Origin of the sequence: Lacrimispora xylanolytica (assembly GCF_026723765.1) — a bacterium.
Taxonomy (GTDB): Bacteria; Bacillota; Clostridia; order Lachnospirales; family Lachnospiraceae; genus Lacrimispora; species Lacrimispora xylanolytica.
Genome location: NZ_CP113524.1, coordinates 1,049,202 through 1,067,594, shown reverse-complemented (window position 1 = coordinate 1,067,594; position 18,393 = coordinate 1,049,202). Strand labels below are relative to the sequence as shown.

At 43.6% G+C, this 18,393-nt stretch carries 17 protein-coding genes; 1 reads left to right on the top strand and 16 read right to left on the bottom strand.

Annotated features, from left to right (window positions below; all coding sequences use genetic code 11):
* Positions 1-18: 18 nt before the first annotated feature.
* Genes OW255_RS05140 through OW255_RS05125 form a run of 4 tightly spaced genes read right to left on the bottom strand, consistent with a single transcriptional unit; the run spans position 19 to position 4,268 of the window.
* Positions 19-1,032 carry a glycoside hydrolase family 130 protein gene (locus OW255_RS05140; RefSeq protein ID WP_024836976.1) on the bottom strand — a complete coding sequence of 338 codons (1,014 nt, stop codon included), beginning with the start codon at positions 1,030-1,032 and terminating at the stop codon, positions 19-21.
* Between the two features lie 9 nt (positions 1,033-1,041).
* Positions 1,042-1,830 carry a carbohydrate ABC transporter permease gene (locus tag OW255_RS05135; RefSeq protein WP_416861719.1) on the bottom strand — a complete coding sequence of 263 codons (789 nt, stop codon included), beginning with the start codon at positions 1,828-1,830 and terminating at the stop codon, positions 1,042-1,044.
* Positions 1,831-1,886: 56 nt separating this feature from the next.
* A complete protein-coding gene (locus OW255_RS05130; RefSeq protein ID WP_035318197.1) occupies positions 1,887-2,855 on the bottom strand; it encodes a carbohydrate ABC transporter permease in 969 nt (322 codons plus the stop codon).
* A gap of 30 nt (positions 2,856-2,885) precedes the next feature.
* A complete protein-coding gene (locus OW255_RS05125; RefSeq protein WP_051464629.1) occupies positions 2,886-4,268 on the bottom strand; it encodes an ABC transporter substrate-binding protein in 1,383 nt (460 codons plus the stop codon).
* Between the two features lie 311 nt (positions 4,269-4,579).
* On the opposite strand from OW255_RS05125, the gene OW255_RS05120 reads away from it, so the two are divergent.
* Positions 4,580-5,470: a helix-turn-helix transcriptional regulator gene (locus OW255_RS05120; RefSeq protein ID WP_024836980.1), complete on the top strand. Its 891-nt coding sequence runs from the start codon at positions 4,580-4,582 to the stop codon at positions 5,468-5,470.
* Here OW255_RS05120 and OW255_RS05115 read toward each other — a convergent pair.
* From OW255_RS05115 to OW255_RS05060, 12 genes are all read right to left on the bottom strand, one after another.
* Positions 5,467-6,483 (bottom strand): LacI family DNA-binding transcriptional regulator, encoded by a 1,017-nt coding sequence (locus OW255_RS05115; RefSeq protein WP_268115848.1) that lies wholly within the window; start codon positions 6,481-6,483, stop codon positions 5,467-5,469. The genes OW255_RS05120 and OW255_RS05115 overlap by 4 nt on opposite strands.
* 155 nt (positions 6,484-6,638) lie before the next feature.
* Positions 6,639-7,292, bottom strand: a complete 654-nt coding sequence (fsa, locus tag OW255_RS05110; RefSeq protein WP_024836982.1) for a fructose-6-phosphate aldolase — start codon at positions 7,290-7,292, stop codon at positions 6,639-6,641.
* Positions 7,293-7,326: 34 nt separating this feature from the next.
* A complete protein-coding gene (locus OW255_RS05105) occupies positions 7,327-7,701 on the bottom strand; it encodes a VOC family protein (protein WP_268115847.1) in 375 nt (124 codons plus the stop codon).
* A 10-nt stretch (positions 7,702-7,711) separates the two neighbouring features.
* Positions 7,712-8,350, bottom strand: a complete 639-nt coding sequence (locus tag OW255_RS05100) for an RpiB/LacA/LacB family sugar-phosphate isomerase (RefSeq protein ID WP_024836984.1) — start codon at positions 8,348-8,350, stop codon at positions 7,712-7,714.
* On the bottom strand, positions 8,347-9,282 hold the full coding sequence (locus OW255_RS05095) for a transketolase family protein (RefSeq protein ID WP_268115846.1): 936 nt from the start codon (positions 9,280-9,282) through the stop codon (positions 8,347-8,349). Before OW255_RS05095 ends, OW255_RS05100 begins: the two co-directional genes overlap by 4 nt.
* A 3-nt stretch (positions 9,283-9,285) precedes the next feature.
* Positions 9,286-10,098: a transketolase gene (locus tag OW255_RS05090; RefSeq protein WP_268116575.1), complete on the bottom strand. Its 813-nt coding sequence runs from the start codon at positions 10,096-10,098 to the stop codon at positions 9,286-9,288.
* A 33-nt stretch (positions 10,099-10,131) separates the two neighbouring features.
* Complete coding sequence (locus OW255_RS05085) at positions 10,132-11,139, bottom strand: ABC transporter permease (protein ID WP_024836987.1); 1,008 nt, start codon at positions 11,137-11,139, stop codon at positions 10,132-10,134.
* Positions 11,133-12,641 (bottom strand): sugar ABC transporter ATP-binding protein, encoded by a 1,509-nt coding sequence (locus OW255_RS05080; RefSeq protein ID WP_268115845.1) that lies wholly within the window; start codon positions 12,639-12,641, stop codon positions 11,133-11,135. Before OW255_RS05080 ends, OW255_RS05085 begins: the two co-directional genes overlap by 7 nt.
* 49 nt (positions 12,642-12,690) lie before the next feature.
* A complete protein-coding gene (locus tag OW255_RS05075) occupies positions 12,691-13,704 on the bottom strand; it encodes a sugar ABC transporter substrate-binding protein (RefSeq protein WP_268115843.1) in 1,014 nt (337 codons plus the stop codon).
* A gap of 366 nt (positions 13,705-14,070) precedes the next feature.
* On the bottom strand, positions 14,071-14,766 hold the full coding sequence (locus tag OW255_RS05070; RefSeq protein ID WP_024836990.1) for a FadR/GntR family transcriptional regulator: 696 nt from the start codon (positions 14,764-14,766) through the stop codon (positions 14,071-14,073).
* A 240-nt stretch (positions 14,767-15,006) separates the two neighbouring features.
* A complete protein-coding gene (gene ascB, locus OW255_RS05065) occupies positions 15,007-16,413 on the bottom strand; it encodes a 6-phospho-beta-glucosidase (protein ID WP_268115842.1) in 1,407 nt (468 codons plus the stop codon).
* Between the two features lie 11 nt (positions 16,414-16,424).
* Entirely contained in the window at positions 16,425-18,341 is a 1,917-nt protein-coding gene (locus OW255_RS05060) for a beta-glucoside-specific PTS transporter subunit IIABC (protein WP_268115841.1), read from the bottom strand.
* Positions 18,342-18,393 lie beyond the last annotated feature (52 nt).

Here is an 18,393-nt window from a genome sequence, read left to right as displayed (position 1 = left end):
ACTCCCTTTCTGCCCCAGCTATCGTCTTCCTGGTTCCTGGTCCTCTTCTGTTAAAACACTATGTTCTTTTATGTAAGTGACTATTTCCTCTGCCCTTGTAAAGGCCAGGGCCACGTAGCTGTCTGCCGCGCCGTAATAGATGGCTATTCTTCCATCCTCCGGGTCACAGATTGTGGCACAGGGGAAGCAGACATTGGGCACAAATCCCCGTTCCTCATACCAGGTTTCAGGGGTAAGAAGGAAATTTTCACATCGGTATTTGACCACGGAAGGATTGTCAATATCTAAAATAGCTCCTCCAATGCTGTATACGAACCCATTGCAGGTGCCGGAAACCCCATGGTAAAATAAGAGCCAGCCCTCATTGGTCTCAATAGGAGCTGCACCTCCACCAATCTTTAAGGATTGCCACCATTCCTTGCCCTTTCCCATTACGTGGCGGTGTTTTCCCCAGTAAACAAGATCCGGGCTCTCGCTTAGAAAGATATCTCCAAAAGGGGTATGACCGCTGTCACTGGGACGGGAAAGCATCATAAAATTCCCGTTTACCTTTCTGGGAAATAAGACGGCATTCCGGTTAAATGGAAGAAAGGGATTTTCAAGCCTGACAAATGTCTTAAAATCCTGTGTTTTCGCCATACCAATGGAAGCTCCGTAAAAATCCTGACACCATATGATATAGTAGGTATCTTCCACCTTCACCAGACGGGGATCATAGGCATATCTGGGCATGAACTCAAGGCCCTCCTCATCCACAAAGGTAATCTTTTCTTCCTCAAACTCCCAATGAATCCCGTCATTGCTTCTGCCAAGATAAATATAGGGAATTCCATTGTTCTGCTCTCCCCGAAACACACCGATAAAGCTGTTTTCATAGGGAATCACGGCAGAATTAAATATCCTGGCCACATGATCTATGGGATTTCTTCCGATAATAGGATTTTCCGTATAGCGCCAGATTGGCGCTCCTGTACATGTTCCTGCTGGCTCCTGCCATGGCATTGCCTTTATTTTAGGTGTATATAATTTCATGGTTTCCTCCTAACCTTTGACTGCTCCCTGAGTCAGTCCGCTGTATATTTGTTTCTGACAGAATATAAATACAAAAAGTGCCGGCAGCAAGGTAATGATCACACCTGCGCAGATATAGTTATACTGGCTTCCCAGGGGCCCTGTAAATTTATACAGAGACGTAGCCACGGTTACCAGACGATTCTTATCCTGGAGATATAAGTTTGCCATATAGTATTCGTTATAAGTTCCAACGCCTTTTAATATCATCACCGTTATGATGGCTGGTTTTAAAAGGGGCATTAATACCCGGAAAAATACACCGAAATACGTACAGCCGTCCATAATTGCAGACTCATCTAAGGATAAGGGGATGTTTTCAAAAAACTGAATGAAGATGTAGATGGAGATTACATCGGTTCCCATCATCAGAATAATGTACCCTGTAAGCGTATTAATTAAGTGAAATTCATACATCAGCTGATAGACTGATACCTGCATGGCGATTCCTGGAAGCATGGCGGCAAATAGAAAGAGATTCCTGATGAGTCCATTTCCAAGAAACTTAAAACGGTTCAATATGTATGCAAGCATGGAACCTGTGAGCACGGAACCAAGGAGAACAAATACTAAAATCACAAGGGAATTGCGAAATGCAGTTGCCATGTTTGCCTGATTCCAGGCCTGAATGAAATTCCCTCCATACAGCCAGTTTTCGGGAAGGGTCATGACATTGGTGGAAGCATATTCTTTTTCTGTCTTACATGCAGTTATGACGCATACCACCACAGGAGTCACGGATACAAAAGCGCCCGCCATAAGAGTCAGATATTGAAAGACCTTCCATAATCGTTTTTTTACTTTATGACGATTCACTAAGCCCCCTCCTTTCGGGAGATCATTTCTCTTTTTCTCCTCATCCTCTTTTCCCGCCAGGACTCCTCTTCTCCCTCTCCGAAGAAATATCTAAAAATAAGTTTCTGGAACAGAGTAGCTGCCAAAATGATTACAAGTAAAATCACAGCCATTGCAGAGGCCAGGCCTACCTTTTGATTTTCATGAGCCAGTTTATTCATGACCACAAAATAAGTTGCGGTTCCAAAGCTTCCGTTGGTGATGACATAGGGCGGTTCAAATGCGCTTAAGGAACCAGTAATAGATAGAATCAGATTGAGGACAATTACAGTTTTAATGCTTGGAAATACGATATACCGGAATTTTTTCCATTCATCTGCCCCGTCAATGGCAGCCGCCTCATACATGGTGGAATCCACAGACATAATGGCACCGATAAATAAAACCATGTTCTGCCCCATGTACCGCCATATCGAGGTAGCCGCTATGGAAATATTATTGATCCGCGTATCTTTCAGCCAGTAAGGCAACTGATCCTGTGTAAAGCCGAACCAGGAAAGGACGGTATCGAAAACAAACCCTCTGGTATAGAAAAACTTAAAAATAAAACCGACTGCGATTCCACAGATGAGATATGGAAAAAACATAAACCCCTTAAACAAATTACCACACCGGATATTAGTACTGAGTACCGATGCAAAGTAAAGAGCCAGGGACATCTGAACAAAGCATGCCCCTATGTAGTAAAAGCTCAGTCTCAATGCTTTAAAGCAATCATCTCTTTGGAACACATCCAGGTAATTTTGTATTCCTACATATTCCCTTTTTCCAATGTACTTCATATCGAAAAAGCTAAAGCCCATCATTTTCACAAAAGGAATATAGGTAAATACCAAAAGCAGGAATACAGGTATAAACATAAATGTCAGGATGACAAGCCACCGGTTCACTTTCCCCTTTTGGAGCCATTTCACCACATGGGCCGCCATGTTCGATTTTTTACCCAAAGCTGTCTCCTCCTATTGGATCGCTCCGAACTTTTTCTGGGAAGCAGTCCATCTGGCATTCCAGTCAGCCATAATCTCATCAAGAGTCGGAGAACCGGTTGTGGCTGCTTCCAGGATTTTAGAAACTCCATCGGGAGATACGTTAAGTCCTACTTCAGAATCATTGTTGATATCATTGTACAGTGTCTCCTCTCCCTCTGGAGCCGGGTTATCGATGACTAATTCAATTCCATCAAACATCTTATAGACGTCAGGATACTTTTCTCCTACGCAAATAGGAATTCCGCCCTGGTCGTAGGCAAACTTGGATTTTTCCGTAAGCCATTTGATGTAAAGCATGGAAGCAATCTGATTATCCTGGCTGCTGTTTACATTAATCCCATAATTATAATCAGGAGCTGCAGAAACATATTGTTTTCCATTCACCGTGATAGGAAATGGCATATACCCGATATCATCCCCATGATCTCCCGCCCCCTGCATCTGGACTACAGACCAGGAGCCCAGTGCCATGGTCGCGATCTTACCGCTGTTCATCATGCCCTTGCTTCCCTCCCAGTCCGTTGTGGTTGGATCTTCTTCCGTCAGTCCCCGTTTCACAGCCTCATATAAAACGTAATAAACCGCATAAGGTCCTGTCATATCCGCCCGCTTTTCAAATGGATTTTTGCTGTGAAGCAGTTCGGTGTTGGCAAAGTCCGGATCTCCAGTGGCAGATCCTGTAATATAGGCATCCCAGGCCGTCATCGTCCAGTTTGCTGCGAAATTGGTATACATGGGAATCGCGTCTGTATTGTCCTTGATTTTCTGTAAGGCAGCCAGAAAATCGTCGGGCGTTTTGGGAAGCTCCGTAATCCCTGCATCTGTAAAAACCTTTTTGTTATATACAATTCCCTGCACATTTCCCATAGACGGAATTCCATAGACCACATTTTTATAGGAATAGTTATTCAGCATAACGTACTTCTTTTCCAGTTCTGTGATATCTCCAAAAGGAAGAAAATAATTTTTAAGTTCATTCTTATCGATCTGAGTAGGAACCATGCAGATATCGCCCCAATCTCCTGTAGTAAGTCTGGTAATAATGTCATCCGCATAACTGGTGATTCCTTCGTATGTAATTGTTACGCCTGGATACATCTTCTGAAATTCTTTTATGTAATCCTGAAAGACCGTATCAATAATATCTGTCTTGTGTGTGATAAATCTTAAATCTGCTTTGATATCCTTATAATCTTCTCCCACCTTCAAATCTGTAAATTTAGGCAGCTCATCTGCCTTCTCTTCTTTGGCTGCCTGGGTTGCTGTGGCTTTTGCGCCGCCGCATCCTGCCAGGGAAACACCCATCACTACCGCCAGTCCTACCGCCCCAATTCGTTTCCAAACCTTCATCATGCTTCCTCCTTCATTATTTAATCCTATTAAATCCAGGATTTTATTAATTTATTTTAAGTTAAATTAAGTATATTTTAAAGTTAATCCATAATCATCGACCATTCTTGCGACTTATCATGAATCCTTGTTTATTTTTATGCACTACCTCTGTTTTATATCATTTATTTCGTTTTTTTTGTTTATTTTGTTATATTTATCTTGGATTTCAGCGAGTAACTTTCGATATAAATCATTTTTTTATTTTCTTTTTAACTTTAATTATATGGTTTATTATGCTAGACTATAAAAAAACAGATGAAAAGAGGTGCGTTTTGGAATTCAACAAACTTTTTTTAGCTCATTTATTAAGTAACAACAAGCTAACTTCTGCTTTCAGTGCCTGCCAGTGCCTGCCACCTGAATATCCCCTAACACCAGAAGAGGGGGATTCCCTCCTTTCCCTGATGGCAGCCGGATATATGAATACCTGTTACCCGTACCGTTACGAAATCACAGATCTTCCCTGTCTTTGTATTCTGTATACCTTATCAGGAAGCGGTGTATACGAAACTGGTGATAAGAGGCTTTCCCTTTCACCCGAAACCTTTCTTTTTATCGATGGTTCTATCCGGCATAAAATTTACACAGAAAAAAACAGCTGGAATTATTACCAGCTGTTTATAGAAAAATCAAAATGCTTATTCTTTTTTAGAGAGTTTGTGAAAACGTGGGGCAATCTTGCTATCATTCCATCCACCCCATACATCCTGTCTCTTTTTTCCCGCCTTACTGAGATTCCTGAATTCCTAAGCAGGGACAACTTAATTATCAATCACAGGCTTCTTACAGACCTGCTTACGGCTGCTGTCCTGCCTCCTTTTGCCTCCCAGTCTGATGTGGCCCCTCCTTATTTGAGGGAAATGAAAAAAATAATGGACACCCGGTACGCCTCTTCCCACAGCCTCACTCAATTTGAGCAGACACTGGGAATCAGCAGATACCGGCTGTCCAGAGAATTTCACGAGCTTTATCAGGTCCCGCCTTTGCAGTATTTAAACAGGCGGAGAATTGAAGAAGCAAAAAAACTGCTTCAGGACCCAGCCATCACCGTATACGAAGCAGGCCGGCGGGTGGGAATGGAAAACACCACTCATTTTATCCGTATCTTTCGCAAATACACAGGAACAACACCTGCCAATTACAAAAATTCCCTGCCCACTTAGATTTCTGATACACTTTTCTTCTTCACCAGTCCTCCTGCTACGATCTGAATTCCAGAAGCATAAGGTTCCTTTTTAATCTTACTTACCAGATTTCCCACTGCCAGCTCAGCCATTCTGTCTTTGTGTACATCATAGCTGGTAATGGGGACCTTTACTACTTTGTCCCATTCACAATTATCAAATCCAACAACCGAAATATCCTCCGGCACCCGGTAACCAGCTTCCCTAAGCCCATTGATCAGTACATCTGCCGTATAGTCGCTGCTGCATGCAAATGCGGTCGGCATCTCATCCGGTAGTGGAATAGACTCATAAGCTCTATGGCTACCGCATAAGCTCCTGTCCTGAATGACCCATTCCTGTTTAAAAGAGATTTCCTGCTCCATAAGAGCTTTCCTGTATCCAAAATACCGGTCAGTAATGCTGCTGGTGGACATGGGGGTTCCAACAAAGGCAATCTTTTGATGACCGCATTTGATTAAATAATCCGTAAGGAGATACATCCCATAAAAACCATCGGATATGACGCAGTCATATTCCTGATTTGCCTCATAAAAATCCATAAAAACAACGGGGACATGGGGATTTCTCCATAAAAAACTGGAATACTCCTGGCTTGGCTGACCGATTAAAATAACGCCGTCCACCTTACCGTCTAAAATCATCTTTGGCATGGTAAGAGAGGCTTCCTCCTCCTGGTTCACGATTTCAAGGATACAGTAATATCCCCGTTCTGAGGCAGAAGTCACTACAAACTGATACATGTTCCAGTAAAAGGAATTGACTCTATCTAAAAATCCGGCTGGAATTAAAATTCCCAGATTCCCGGTTCCCTCGGGCCGTACTTTCTTGGTGGAAGTAACCATCTGATATCCCAGCTGGGATGCAACTTCTTTGATCTTATTTCTCATATCCTCACTGACACCGCTTTTATCAGACATTGCCTTGGAAACGGTAACGGTGCTGACACCCACGATTTTGGCGATATGGGACAATGTAACTGCTTTTGACATAATATCCCCCTGTAATTTAAGTTAATGTAAGTATATTTTAACTTAAATATTTTGTCAATGTAAACTTAACGGATAAAAAAAGAGGTGTCCACTAAAAAAACAGAGCATCGAAAGATAAATTATTTCATCTTCCAATACTCTGGTTTTATTTAATCTTACTTCCCAAATGCTTCCTTCTCATCTGCCTTAAACTTTTCAATTCCCTGGTCAGTGAGGGGATGCTTTGTCATCTGCATCAGCACGCCGTATGGAACGGTTGCTATGTCTGCTCCTGCTTTTGCGCAGTCAATGATATGGATTGGATTTCTGATGCTGGCTGCAATGATCTCTGTCTCGATTCCATGTATCTCAAAAATTTCAGTAATATCACGGATCAAATCAATGCCAGGCATGGAAATATCATCAAGACGGCCTAAGAAAGGGGAAACATAGGTAGCTCCTGCTCTTGCAGCTAAGAGTGCCTGAGCCGCGGAAAATACCAGGGTCACGTTGGTCTTTATTCCCTCGGCAGTTAATACCTTCACAGCCTTTAAGCCTTCTGCTGTCATAGGAATCTTTACTACCATATTAGGGTGAATGGCTGCGATCTCTCTTCCTTCTGCGATCATGCCTTCCGCAAATTCGGTGGAGGCTTTCACCTCACCGCTGATGGGACCGTCAACGATGGAGGTGATTTCTTTGATAACTTCATTAAAATCACGGCCTTCCTTGGCAATCAGGGAGGGATTGGTGGTAACTCCACAGATAATGCCCATATCACTTGCTTTTTTCACGTCTTCCGTATTTGCTGTATCTACAAAAAATCTCATCTAGTTCTCCTTCGTCTATTTCATTATTTTGAAACTAGCTTACCTTACAGAATTCAATTTTTTCCCCGTTTGGTCCCTGAAAGAGAAAGAAACGATTGGTACGAGGGGCAAACATTTCATTGGATTCAATCCCATTGGAGATAAGAGTATGACCCTGGGATACAATCTCTTCATAAGCCTCTTCCAGATTCTCACAGGTCAGGGCAATATGGTCGATGTTACCGATGGGCTTTTCATCCTGGCGTCTGGGGTAAAATTCTATGACGCAGGTTCCGCATTGAAGCATCCCCCTGATGCCCCCATCCACCAGCCGGGTAAATCCCAGATTTTCATAAAATGCTTTTGTGGCTTCCGGGTCATCGGTAGGAATTGCCACATGGGCAATTCCTGATGGTTTATTTTTAAGCATGCAATGCCTCCTAAGCCAGCAGACTCTTTACATACTCTGCTATTTTCTCATCCTTGCAGTTTGCAAAGAACAGCTCACTGAATTTTTCACCGCCGATCGAGCCTTTCACCAGCTCCTGGTCAAGTCCTTTTAAGCAGGTTAAGATATCCTTTAAGTTGTTTTCTCTTACCACATCAAGGATCTTTTTATTTCTCTGCTCTGGAACTGCACGCTCTCTTGGGTAGCCCTGACCGCTCGCTTCTGAGAATAATTTCTCAAAGGTATATTCCAGGTTAAGCTCTGCTCCCCAGCCAAAGCCTTTTGCAAATGGCATGGAAATGGCATTGCCGTCATTGATCTGTGCAAACATATATCCGTCGCTGGGATCACATACATGGCCGCAGATAACTCCTGGGAAGCTGTTGCATGCAAGCATAGCACCTTCACCCGTTCCGCATCCGGTAATTACATAATCTGCTGCGCCGGAATTTAAAAGGATGGCTGCAAGAATTCCGTTCTGTACATAAGTAAGGGAACAGGCATCCTCTGGGGAATACATTCCGTAGTTATCAACTTCGTAGCCTTTTTGATCTGCTACCTTCTTTAAGCTGTTATAAATCAGTTCATTTTTAGCCGCCTGGCTGTTCTCATTAATTAATGCTATTCTCATGATTCCAACACTCCTTTAATCTGATGGTATACTTGATTTTCGCTCAGCCCGTATTCTTCTAAAAGCTCTTCCGGCTTACCAGATTGTCCAAACCGGTCCTGAACGCCAATCTTTTTAAATGTTACGTTACATTTATTTTCTAAAAGAACCTCACCTACTGCATCGCCAAGTCCGCCGATGGTGCTGTGTTCCTCTACAGTTACTACTTTGCTGCATTTTGAGGCATATGTCAAGATGCATTCTTTATCAATTGGCTTTATGGTATGCATATTTACAACGGTAATGGACGTTCCTTCCTGTAAAAGCTTCTTCGCACATTCCAAAACGGTGGAGACCATGATGCCACAGGCAAATACAACCACATTCCCGCCTTCTTTTAATACATTGGCTTTTCCAATGACAAAGGGCATCTCCTCTTCAAATACAGGACTTGGAAGTCTGGCAAGACGCAGATAAGCCGGTCCTTTCATCTCTGCCACTGCTTTCACAGCGCGGTGTGTTTCACTGGCATCACAGGGAACCACGACTGTCATTCCCGGAATAACACGCATGAGGGCCAAATCCTCAATAGCCTGATGGCTTCCGCCGTCTTCCCCAAGGGTAATGCCGGAATGGGTCATGCCAAGCTTAACATTGAAATTGGGATACGCTACGCCGTTTCGCACCTGCTCATAGGCACGGCCTGCGCCAAAGATAGCAAAGGTGCTGCAAAATGGTATGTATCCCATGGTAGAAAGTCCTGCGCTCATATCCACCATATTGGCCTCTGCAATTCCTGCATTAAAGAACCGCTCCGGAAATTTTGCTCCAAAGGTTGCTGTCATGGTGGCATGGGCAAGATCCGCATCCATCACCACTACTTTTTCATTCTCTTCTCCAAGCTCAGCCAAAGCTTCCCCGTATGCCACTCTGATTGCCTTTAATTCGCTCATGTCTTAACCCTCCAGTTCCTTTAATGCCTGCTGTCTCTCGTCTTCACTTGGTGCCTTTCCATGCCAGCCAACCTGGTTTTCCATAAAGGAAATGCCTTTACCTTTTACGGTGTGTGCCAGGATGCATTTTGGTTTGCCTTCCATGGTGCTGATGGAATAAGCAGCAAGAACTTCTTCTAAATTATTACCGTCAGGCAGCTCCAGTACGTGAAAGCCAAATGCCTTAAATTTGGAATGAAGGTCTCCCAGTGACATGACCTGTTCATTGCTTCCGTCAATCTGAAGACCGTTATTATCAATGATAATCGTAAGGTTATCCAGGTGATAATTGGCTGCTGCCATGCAGGCCTCCCAGACCTGTCCTTCCTGAAGCTCACCATCTCCCAAAAGAGTGTAGACCTTGGTGTCCTTATTCTGAGCCTTTGCCCCAAGAGCCATGCCAACTGCGATGGAGATTCCCTGTCCTAAGGAGCCAGTGGAGGCATCCACACCGGGAACCTTTTTTGCATCCGGATGTCCCTGAAGGATGCTGTGAAGCTGTCTGAAATTCTTAAATTCTGATTTATCGAAAAATCCCATCTCTCCTAATACTGCATAATAGCAGGGAGCTGCATGTCCTTTGCTTAACACGAAACGGTCACGGTCTTCCTTGTCAGGGTTTTTAGGATCGATCCGCATCTGGGTATAGAAGAGAGCCGCCATTAATTCTACCGCAGAAAGGGAACCGCCTGGGTGACCGCTGGCTGCATCTGCTGTCATGTTAATGATATCTTTCCGCATATCACTGCATTTCTTTTTTAGTTCCATTATGTCCATCATTTATTGTGCCTCCGTCTTATTTATGAACGATCACTTTTTCAGTGAGCCTCTCTTTTTTAAGTAATCTACATAGACTGCTCCAAGGATAACCAGTCCTTTTACTACGAACTGCCAGTAGCTGTTTATCTTAAGCAGGTTCATTCCGTTGTTTAATACTCCGATGATCAGTACGCCGATTACAGTACCGCCCAAGGTACCTAATCCTCCGTTAAAGCTGGTACCACCGAGAACGGAAGCCGCGATGGCATCACGCTCAAAGCCTTCTCCTACCGATGGCTGACCGGAATACAATCTCGCTGCCAGTACGACTCCGGCAAGGGCTGCCATCACTCCACTGATAATAAATACTCTTACCTGAATCCATTTGGTGTCAACGCCTGCGTATTTCGCTGCCTCCTTATTTCCTCCGGTAGCATATACGTGACGGCCAAAGGAGGTACGGTTCATAATGAAATAAAGTATGATAAACGCTCCAATTACAAATACAACTGGAATGGGAATTCCTAAAATATTACCTACGCCCATGTTGTTAAATACTTCGTTGTTTGATTGGGCAGGCTGTCCTCCTGTTAAGATGTAACTGATCCCCCGCACAATAATCTGTGTGGAAAGGGTTACGATAAAGGGAGGAAGTGTGGTATGGGAAATAACAAATCCATTGAAAAATCCTATGACTGCACCAAATATAAGGGGAATGAGAATGCAGACGATTAAAGGAAGACCTGCGTTGCCGCATCTTACTGCGATAACACCTGCTGCTGCAACCACAGAACCCACGGATAAGTCAATGCCTCCGCAGATTAAGACACAGGTAATACCAAATGCAATAAAGCAGTTCACACATACCTGGCGCAATACGCTGAATAAGTTATTTTTAACAAGAAATGTTTCGGTGGTTATGGATAAAACAATGCAAAGGAATACCAATGCGATCATAGCTGCCATGTTGCGTTTCAGCCAGATAAAAAATGGATTGGTAGTCCACAGGCTTTTAGCCTCTAACTGGGGTGTCTCTACTTGACTTTTCCTGTTTAACATACTGAATGTTCTCCTCCTACTGCATATGACATGATCGTTTCCTGGGAAATTTCTGTTTCCTGCTGATCCAGGATTCCTGCCAGGCAGCCTTCCCTCATAATTGCAATCCGGCTGGAGTTATTGATGATCTCAGGTAATTCTGAAGATATCATGATAATGGAAACTCCTTCTTCTGCCAGTGTGTGCATCAGCTTATAGATTTCAGCCTTTGCTCCAACGTCAATGCCCCTGGTCGGCTCATCAAGAATTAACACCTTTGGCTTTGCTGCCAGCCATTTTGATATAACGATTTTCTGCTGGTTTCCACCGGAAAGCTCTCCTGCTGTCTGTTCGGTAGAAGCCATTTTGATGGAAAGCTTCTGCTTAAACTCGTCGACGATTTCTGACTCTTTCCTCTTGTCCACCCGCAGGCTCTTTATGAATTCAGAGAGCACCTGGAAGGTTAAGTTGGTCCCTATGCTGTGTCCTAAAAACAGTCCCTGCTCTTTCCGTTCTTCCGGTACAAGAGCGATACCAGCGTTTATGGCATCTCGTGGCTTTGTGATGGAAAGCTGCTTTCCTTCCAGCCATACCTCACCTGACACGATGGAATCAATGCCAAAGAGAGCAAGAGCAAGCTCGGTTCTTCCCGCCCCCACCAGACCGGAAAATCCAAGAATTTCTCCTTTTTTTAAGGTAAAGCTGATGTTTGATACCTTTTGGGTTGTCAGATTTTTCACTTCCATGATGACATCGCCGCCTACTACCCGCTTATTTCCATAGATATTGTTAAATTCACGGCCTACCATCATGCTGATTAATTCATTTTCTGTGGTTTCCTCTGTATTTCTGGTTCCGATAAATTTACCATCCCGTAAGACCGTAACGGAATCACAGACTTTAAAGGTTTCCTCCATACGATGGGAAATATAGATCATGGCTACTCCGGCCTTTTTCAGACGTTCGATCTGAGCAAATAGATTTTCTGTCTCGCTGTGAGATAAGGAAGCCGTAGGCTCGTCAAGAATCAGAATCTTTGCCCCTTCATTGACTGCCCTTGCAATTTCGATCATCTGCTGCTGAGCTACGGATAATCCCCGGATCAGCATACCGGCATCCAGCATAAGTCCCAGTTCATCAAGTGCCTTTTGCGCTTCCTGCTTCATCTTCCGATAGTCCACCATCTTTAGATGGTTCTTTGGCTCCCGCCCCAGAAAGATATTCTCTGCTATGGTCATCTCCGGCACATTGGTAATCTCCTGATGAATGAAGCTGACTCCGTATTTTCTGGCATCATCTACATTCCGTATGGCAGCCTCCTGGCCTTCCATAAAAATAGTACCTGAATCTGAGCTGAAAATTCCCCCAAGAATCTTCATGAGAGTTGATTTTCCCGCTCCATTTTCTCCCATCAGGGCCCGGACTTCTCCGGGCCTTATGGAAATACTCACTCCGTCAAGTACAACATTGCGGCCAAACGCCTTGGTAATATCTTTCATTTCAAAAACATATTCCACTGACATGTTTTCACTCCTGTTCTGCATTCTTGCCTCAAGTCACACACCTTACGGATTATTTGTCTACATTATCCTTTGTGATAATAGACATTGGTACAACTACCTTTTCCTCAATGGTCTTTCCGGTAAGCAGACTGTAAGCAGTTTCAATACAGGTGGTTCCGATTCCTGCCGGATCCTGAGCTGCGGAAGCAACCATCTCGCCGGAGCGGATAAAGCCCTTTCCTTCATCAGAGCCGTCGATGGAAACTACTTTGGTGTTTTCTAATCTTCCGGCTTCCTTCAGTGCCGCGATGGCTCCTCTGGCGGTTGGGTCGTTGATGGTGAATACACCGTCAATCTCTGGATTTGCATTGATAAAATCTACCATGATTGGCTGGGAATAGTCAGACTTTGGTTTCTCCACGTCTTTTGTCTGAATAATCTGAATGTCAGGATATTTCTTTAACTCTTCTTCAAAACCGATCTGACGGTCATAGCATACTTCTGTAATACTATAAGTAATCTCAACTACCTTGCCTTTTCCACCCAAGGCTTCTGCCAGTGCCTGAGCACAAAGCTTACCAGCGGCTTTGTTGTCAGATACTACGGTACACTGAACCAGCTCCGGATTCTTTACTGCAGTATTAAAAGCGATGACTGGAATTCCAGCTTCTTTACAGGCCTCTAACGTTGCCCTTACGCCTTCGGAGTTGATGGCTGAGATACAGATAACATCACACCCCTGGTTGATCATATCTGCAACGTCATTCATCTGTTTGTTCTGATCTCCGGCAGCGTCCTGAATAATTAATTCATCATTAAGGCCTGTTAAAGCTTTCTGCATGGCTTCTTTAATCTGAATAAAGAATACGTTTGTAAGATCTGGCGCGGAAACACCGATTTTAATTCCTTTTCCATCTTTTGACTCCCCTGTTTTTCCTGTCTCTGCCCCAGCTTTCGTAGTAGCTGCTGCTGCCGTTGTCTCAGCTGCACCTGATGATGGTTTTGTTTCATTCTCTGCAGTTCCACAAGCTGATAAAGAAAATGCCATAAGAACAGATAAAGCGATTGCTGCAATTTTTCTCATAATAATCCACCTCTCAACATTTGTAATCACATGGTATATTTTTTTCATATACCCTGTATTTATCCCCTAAGTTTTATCTCTGATGCCAAGTTCATTGTATGATATCATTCTGAATACGTTCCCGGGTATGTATTATTGTATGCTGTCATACAATCTTAGCATCCTCATGATACATCTTTACTTAAAAAATGTCAATCATAAATTTAAAAATATGCAAATTACACAATATACTAAAATCTTTCCACACAAAAAGGACCAGAAAGCCTTCATCACCGGCTTCCGGTCCTTATAAATTTCCATCATATTCTCTTAACATCATACAATTTTGCCTGTATTCACATTATGATATAACAATATCCTGTCCTGTTATCGCTTTATAATTACATCCATATCAATATTGATCAGTGAGATATGGCGCTTGGCATAAAGCTCTGCCACTTCCTCATCTCTTGCCTTTATGGCATCAACAATATCCTGATGCGCTTTTATGGCATTGGCTGCATTTGGAGGAACCTGAAATGTCTTTAACCGGAAATCTCTGATGCATTCATCGATTTTTTTACTAATAAAAATCAACATCTTATTTCGGCTGCATTCCACAATGTGCTTATGAAACCGCTCATCGTACTTTGCCATACCCGCAAAGTCTTCCTCCTCCACAGCTCGGATAAAACGCTGATGAATCCGCTCCAGCTGCTCTAACTCGGAATCCGTAGCACGCCTTGCGACCAGTCTGGCACACAAAGGCTCCACGGCACTTCTCACTTCTATATAATCCTTTAATTCCACTTCATTTTTCAGAAACCACTCTGCCAGCTCTTCCTGTCCAAGTTCTTTTTTACTTACCAGAAATGCTCCCCGGCCCGGCTTTATTTCGACCAGTCCCCTTGCTTCCAGAATGCGGAATGCTTCCCTGACAGTCCCCCTGCCTACGGAAAGCTTTTCGCACCATTCTTTTTCTGTAGGTAATTTTTGTCCCACCTCTGTTTCATCAGATGCAACGTAATCTTTCATACTGTTTACTACCTGCTGCACGATCGGGACCCTGGAAAACTCTGCCATGCTTTTGCCCCCTCTTTCTTCCTATCTTTCGTAAAGTTATTACGATGTCATACAATTATTGTACCACATTTCCGTAAAACTGCAAACAGAAACGTATTTTATGTTATTTTGCCCTGACTCATCGGACAATTTCGACAAAAAAAGACAGCCAGTATGTCTCCTATTAGTCTCCCATGTGGGAATAACTGGAAATAGGAATATCTGGCTGTCCATGTATTATTTTATATTTACTCTATCCAATCATAAACATGCTCCGTTTGATTCAATCACTTCTTTATACCACCAAAAGGATTTCTTCCGGTAACGCTCCAGTGTTCCGGTGCCGTCATCGTTTCGGTCCACATAAATATATCCGTATCGCTTTTTCATCTCAGCAGTAGACGCACTGACTAGGTCAATGCACCCCCAGGAAGTATACCCCATCACCTCAACGCCGTCGTGTATGGCTTCTCTAAGCTGAATGAGATGCTCCCTTAAATACTGGATCCGATAATCATCCAATACAGTTTTCTCACCTGATTCCAAGGTCACCAGTTCATCTGCTGCCCCAAGTCCATTTTCAACAATGAACAAGGGAAGCTGATACCGGTCGTAAAGCTTATTTAAGGTATACCGAAGTCCCCTTGGGTCAATCTGCCAGCCCCAATCCGAAGCCTTTAAATACGGGTTCTTAAAGCCTCTTGATAGATTCCCTCCGGTAGATGTTCCAAGTTCTTTGTGAACGGTTTCACAAATACTGGAATAGTAGCTAAAGGAGATAAAGTCCACGGTATGCTTTAATATCTCATGATCCTCTGGCTCCATCTGAATCTGAATTCCATGTTCTTCAAAATAATTCAGGAGATATTTGGGATAACGACCTCTGGCATGGATATCGGCAAACAGCATGGTCTCCCGATCCTTTTCCATGACTGCAATCATGTCTTCTGGATCCGGTGTCAGGGGATAAACTGTGATTCCAAGAATCATACAGCCGATCTTTGCGTCAGGCATCAGCTCATGACCAATTTTCACGGCCAGGGCACTTGCCACCAGCTCATGATGTACCGCCTGATATAAATCCTGTTCTGTCAGCTGATCTGCAGGAGTCATAATCCCTCCGCTCATAAAAGGAGCGTGAAGAAGGGAGTTGATTTCATTAAAGGTCAGCCAGTATTTTACCTTGTTTCCGTATCTGGTAAAGATGGTTCTTACATACCGCTCAAAGAAACCAATCAGCTTGCGGCTTCTCCAGCCATCGTATTTCTCAGCCAGCCACAGGGGTGTTTCATAATGGGAGATAGTCACCAAAGGTTCGATGCCGTATTTTAAGCATTCATCAAAAAGATCATCATAATATTTCAGTCCCATTTCATTGGGCATATCTTCATCGCCCTTTGGAAAGATTCTGGACCAGGCGATGGAGGTGCGAAACACCTTAAAGCCCATCTCCGCAAACAGACGGATATCCTCTTGATACCGATGGTAAAAATCAATGCCCTCAAGCTTTAAATTATCTTCTGTAGGTTGTTTTGTCCGCTCCCCTCGAAGGCCGCCGGGCAGTACATCCTGTACAGAAAGACCTTTGCCGTCTTCCTTGTACGCTCCCTCACACTGATTGGCTGCCACAGCTCCGCCCCAAAGAAAATTTTCTGGAAATTTCCGCATAGATACCTCCACTAACGAATTGTCAACAACGGGGAACCAAAGGTCACAGGACCAGAAGCGGCTGCCTCCACGGCCTCATAGTTGCCATAATTGGAGATAATAATGGGAGTGATCACATCATAGCCTTCGTCTCTTATGGCCTCTAAATCAAATTCCAGGATGCAGTCTCCAACCTTGACCTCATCGCCTGCCTTCATTTTCACATCAAAATGTTTTCCCTTTAAATTAACCGTGTCAAGCCCTACGTGAATCAGGACCTCTGCTCCTTCCTCGGATTCCAGACCAACGGCATGACCTGTCTCGAAAATGGTGCGGATGGTTCCATTTACTGGAGACAATACTCTTCCGCTTTCTGGTTCAATGGCAATTCCCTTTCCAAGGATTCCTTCTGCAAAGGTAGGGTCATTAACCTGATTTAATGGTACTGCAACTCCTGACATAGGAGACTGAATGATGATATCAGTAGCGTCAGACTTACCAGCCTTAATATCTGCTGATACCGCTTCTGCTGGTGCTGTTTCCACTGACGTTGTCTCAGTGGCCTTTAATATCTCATTGGATTCCTCTACCGGATCCTTGTAAAGAATGTAGGACGCAACAAATGAAATAACAAGACTGATTCCTGCTCCCATGCAGGCAAAGTAAAAGTCATTTAAGGAATCTCCGCCCAGGTAGCTTGGAAGGGTCAGAAAACCTGGTGAACCTCCGGTATAATTTTTTACATTTAAAAGGCCCATGATAAATCCACTGATACCGCCTCCCAGCATGGCTGCATAGAGAGGTGTTTTATAACGTAAGTTTACACCATACAATGCCGGCTCTGTAATTCCGCACACACCTGTAATACCGGCGGAAGAAGCAAGCTGCTTGATCTCAGACTTTTTGCTCTTAAAGGCAACGGCAAGAGCCGCACCACCCTGAGCCACGTTGGAACCAAGCATACCAGGATAGATCAAGGTATCGTATCCAATGGTCATTCGGTTATTGATACCAATAGGAACAAGTCCATAATGAGTTCCTGTCATAACAAGAAGAGGTGTTAAAGTACCAACTAAAGCAGGTACCAGCCAGCTTGCATACTGGTTCAATGTATGAACTCCGGATGCAATCAAATTACTGATAATGGTTCCGATTGGTCCAATGACAACCAGTCCCACGAATCCTGTCACAATAATGGAAATCAGAGGCTTGGTAAAGAACTTAATGGGCTTTGGTGATATCCGGTCAGCAATGGGCTCTACGTAAGATAAAAACCATACGATTAATATAATCGGCAATACAGAGGAAGAATAACTAGCATTGGTAATCGGGATACCAAATACCCGGATTGCCTCATGACTTTCCTTTGCTGCGGTTACCATAGCTACAAAATTGGGGTGAAGTAAAATTCCACCTAACATCATTGCCAGATAAGGATTGCATTTAAACTTTTTAGCGGCTGAACTGGCAAGAAGAATGGGTAGGAAATAAAAGGCCGCATCAGCCATAAAGTTAAGTACCTGATACGTGGACCCTTCCTTGCTTACAAGACCAAAGGCAAGTAAAAGAGATAATACAGCCTTAATCATACCGGCAGCCGTAATTGCCGGAAGAATCGGGGTAAAGATACCGGATAACGTATCAATCAGCTTCTCAAGAACCTTTTTGTTCTCCTTTTCCGGTTTTCCACCTTCGTCTGTGCTGATATTTGTCATCTCTGTAATGGGTCGGTATACGTTAGCTACATCACTTCCGATGACAACCTGATACTGGCCTCCTTTATTTACAACACCCATAACTCCGTTTACTTTTTTTAATGCTTCTGTCTGGGCTTTGTTTTCATCTTTTAAATTAAAGCGCAGCCTGGTCGCACAATGAGTCAGCCCTGAAATGTTACTTTCTCCGCCGACTTTTTCTAATATTTCTTTTGCAAGATTTTGATAATTCATGGCCATAGCCCCCTTTCTTTTGGTTCTGATATTTTACCATAGTATCCCCGTT

Bases quoted from the DNA above. Each gene is read 5' to 3' on its own strand.
- OW255_RS05140 (WP_024836976.1), bottom strand. From the start codon at position 1,032: ATGAAATTATATACACCTAAAATAAAGGCAATGCCATGGCAGGAGCCA.
- OW255_RS05135 (WP_416861719.1), bottom strand. From the start codon at position 1,830: ATGGCGGGCGCTTTTGTATCCGTGACTCCTGTGGTGGTATGCGTCATA.
- OW255_RS05130 (WP_035318197.1), bottom strand. From the start codon at position 2,855: ATGGCGGCCCATGTGGTGAAATGGCTCCAAAAGGGGAAAGTGAACCGG.
- OW255_RS05125 (WP_051464629.1), bottom strand. From the start codon at position 4,268: ATGATGAAGGTTTGGAAACGAATTGGGGCGGTAGGACTGGCGGTAGTG.
- OW255_RS05115 (WP_268115848.1), bottom strand. From the start codon at position 6,483: ATGTCAAAAGCAGTTACATTGTCCCATATCGCCAAAATCGTGGGTGTC.
- fsa (WP_024836982.1), bottom strand. From the start codon at position 7,292: ATGAGATTTTTTGTAGATACAGCAAATACGGAAGACGTGAAAAAAGCA.
- OW255_RS05105 (WP_268115847.1), bottom strand. From the start codon at position 7,701: ATGCTTAAAAATAAACCATCAGGAATTGCCCATGTGGCAATTCCTACC.
- OW255_RS05100 (WP_024836984.1), bottom strand. From the start codon at position 8,350: ATGAGAATAGCATTAATTAATGAGAACAGCCAGGCGGCTAAAAATGAA.
- OW255_RS05095 (WP_268115846.1), bottom strand. From the start codon at position 9,282: ATGAGCGAATTAAAGGCAATCAGAGTGGCATACGGGGAAGCTTTGGCT.
- OW255_RS05090 (WP_268116575.1), bottom strand. From the start codon at position 10,098: ATGGACATAATGGAACTAAAAAAGAAATGCAGTGATATGCGGAAAGAT.
- OW255_RS05085 (WP_024836987.1), bottom strand. From the start codon at position 11,139: ATGTTAAACAGGAAAAGTCAAGTAGAGACACCCCAGTTAGAGGCTAAA.
- OW255_RS05080 (WP_268115845.1), bottom strand. From the start codon at position 12,641: ATGTCAGTGGAATATGTTTTTGAAATGAAAGATATTACCAAGGCGTTT.
- OW255_RS05075 (WP_268115843.1), bottom strand. From the start codon at position 13,704: ATGAGAAAAATTGCAGCAATCGCTTTATCTGTTCTTATGGCATTTTCT.
- OW255_RS05070 (WP_024836990.1), bottom strand. From the start codon at position 14,766: ATGGCAGAGTTTTCCAGGGTCCCGATCGTGCAGCAGGTAGTAAACAGT.
- ascB (WP_268115842.1), bottom strand. From the start codon at position 16,413: ATGCGGAAATTTCCAGAAAATTTTCTTTGGGGCGGAGCTGTGGCAGCC.
- OW255_RS05060 (WP_268115841.1), bottom strand. From the start codon at position 18,341: ATGAATTATCAAAATCTTGCAAAAGAAATATTAGAAAAAGTCGGCGGA.